At 41.0% G+C, this 2,422-nt stretch carries 3 protein-coding genes; all 3 read right to left on the reverse strand.

Going from position 1 to position 2,422, the window contains the following annotated elements; translation table 11 throughout:
* Positions 1 to 130: 130 nt before the first annotated feature.
* Positions 131 to 763 carry a PHP domain-containing protein gene (locus tag J7J01_09715; protein MCD6211139.1) on the reverse strand — a complete coding sequence of 211 codons (633 nt, stop codon included), beginning with the start codon at positions 761 to 763 and terminating at the stop codon, positions 131 to 133.
* Positions 741 to 1,808 (reverse strand): ATP-grasp domain-containing protein, encoded by a 1,068-nt coding sequence (locus J7J01_09720; protein ID MCD6211140.1) that lies wholly within the window; start codon positions 1,806 to 1,808, stop codon positions 741 to 743. Before J7J01_09720 ends, J7J01_09715 begins: the two co-directional genes overlap by 23 nt.
* The coding region (locus J7J01_09725; protein ID MCD6211141.1) for a PIG-L family deacetylase at positions 1,796 to 2,422 on the reverse strand (627 nt) is incomplete at its 5' end. The genes J7J01_09725 and J7J01_09720, both read right to left, overlap by 13 nt.

The raw sequence follows: 2,422 nt of genomic DNA on the forward strand, positions 1-2,422 counted from the left end.
AAAGCACATTGCGAGTATCACGACCTTCAGCATCGTTATAGCTTCACTTTTGATAGATTGGAGAGTGGAGAGTGATATGATGATCTTTTGTGAATGGTTGGTGGAGGGGGTTAAAGGCTTAACTTCCTTTTTATTTCAGCTCCTCCACTTTATGAACATCACTCCCTCTCACAAATTTTACTCCTCTCTTTTTCCCTATCTCCTCCCAACCCCTGGGGGGTAAACAGTATTTCTCATTAAGTTCTATCAATACGTTCTTTTGACTTGCTATACTAAATATCTCCCCAACTTCTTCATCGCTTAAACAGATATTTTTAGTTCTTAAGAACAATCCTGGATGCGCCCATATATCAACCCGTGGGTTGGAAAGAGCCTTTTTTAATGCTTCTACATACTTCTCCTTATCCGCAGGAAAAGAATGAAAAGCCATAAGCACAATCTCACTCTCCCTTAATATGTCCGCCGAAACATCTAAACTACCATCCTCTAACACCTTCGCCTCACAACCCGTAAGAATTATTAATTCCGGATAATTCTCTCTCGCCGTTAGAATTTCCTCTACTAAGTCATGATATCTGTATGTAAGCTTCTTTCTCACGTGCTCTGTAAACGCAATAAGCGGAATCCTTAGCTTAACCGCTCTCTTGCAATATTCATCCACCGAATTCGCTCCATCAACATAATTTGTGTGCACGTGCCATTCTCCACTCATCAAATACTTCTCATACCTCTCCCAGTTCTTACAGGGTGAAAAACTCGCCATTTTTTACATAAACTTCAGCCCAATATCTTATCATCTTTACACCCCACTTCACATCCTCCTGGCACTCCTCTATTTCTTCATTTAATGCCAATTTAACCGCGTCATACACCATATTAACGCCTGCCGCCGTACACAATACGATTGTTCCTTGCACTCTTGGATTTGATTCGATTATCTTCGGTATCCCATTCCCATCCAGCTTAAACTGCAATCCTATGTTCCCATCCAGCCCAAGCAAATTCACTACTTGCTTTGAATATTCAATAATCGCTTCATTATTCTCGGTAGTGCCGACAAAACTTATACCCATCTTTAGCTTTTCTCTCAACCTCGGAATCACAATCAGTGCTTCACCTTTATTCGTCAGAACATCCACTGAATACTCCTTACCCGGAAGATATTCCATGACCAATAGTTCAGGAAATGGGGTTGCATCCTTAAGAACCTTACTTACATCTTCTAATGTGGTAAAGACATCTGTAGGTTTGTAATTCATCAATAAATCTAAACGGTCAACATCTCCTTTCAATATCCTGAACCCTCTCAACCCACGTGACACCGGCGGTTTAAAACAGACCGGTAATTCAGGATACCCCTGTTCGTATACTGCTTCTTCAAAATCACTCCATGACTGCACCTTACAAAAACGCGGTGTGGGTATGTCATTTTCTTTACAAATCTGCATCAAAAGGTACTTGTTATTCGCTATCCGCAGCCTTTCCGGGCTCGATATGACCACCTTCGTGCCTATTCTCTCAAATTCTGATACGCTTCTCGCAAACTTCATCAATTCGTTCGTTACCAGTGGTATTACAACATCCACATCCTCTTTTCTGCATATCTCCAATATCCTTGGTATAAAATTTTTTGATTCCGCTTTCTCTCCTATATACCATTTATCAACCATCGCGAAACCAGAAGATTCTGAAGCCATATCAACACCTATAATCCTTATATCCCTCTCTGTAACCATCCTTAGACTTTTTATAATCCCTGGTGCGCCCGGGGCTCCAGCACCTGTAATAAGTACGGTTATATTATCCATCTTATCACCTCAAATGCCTCGGCATAATCTTTGTTTATCTGCGTTCCCCTCGTCTTCGCAAGACCACGTATAAAATCTTCGTTCAGGTAACTCCTATATCTCTGCGTCTTGTATTCCTTCAACGCATCTATTTTCTTCTTTATATGTCGCTTTTCAAGTGGCACGAACGAGGAGGTCTTAAAGCTGATGTTGTTCCATGGTTCTTCATATCCCAACAGTGTCGCTGTCTTAAACGCTCTGCATCCTTCCTCCGCTATCGTCTTATGGTCCTGATGAAGGTCATTTAAAGAAGGGATAAAAATCAGTGTAGGCTCTAATTCCTTTTTCAGTTTGACAAGATCTTCCAGAATATCTTGCCTATAATATGAGAATGTCCTGACCTCATACCGATATATGAACAAATTATTCTCAGGAACTCCAAGAACTTTCATTGCTCTCTTTACTTCTATTTCCAATTCATTTTTTGGAAAGCCCTCAGGAACAGATTTCTCTGCTACTGAAAATGCAGCATAGTAAACTTCTTTCCCTTCTTCTATGAATCTCGCTATCGTGCCCCCACAACCTAACTCCCCATCATCCGTGTGCGGCGCTATTATCAGTAACTTTGAGAACAT

The organism is Methanophagales archaeon (assembly GCA_021159465.1).
Lineage (GTDB): Archaea > Halobacteriota > Syntropharchaeia > Alkanophagales > Methanospirareceae > G60ANME1.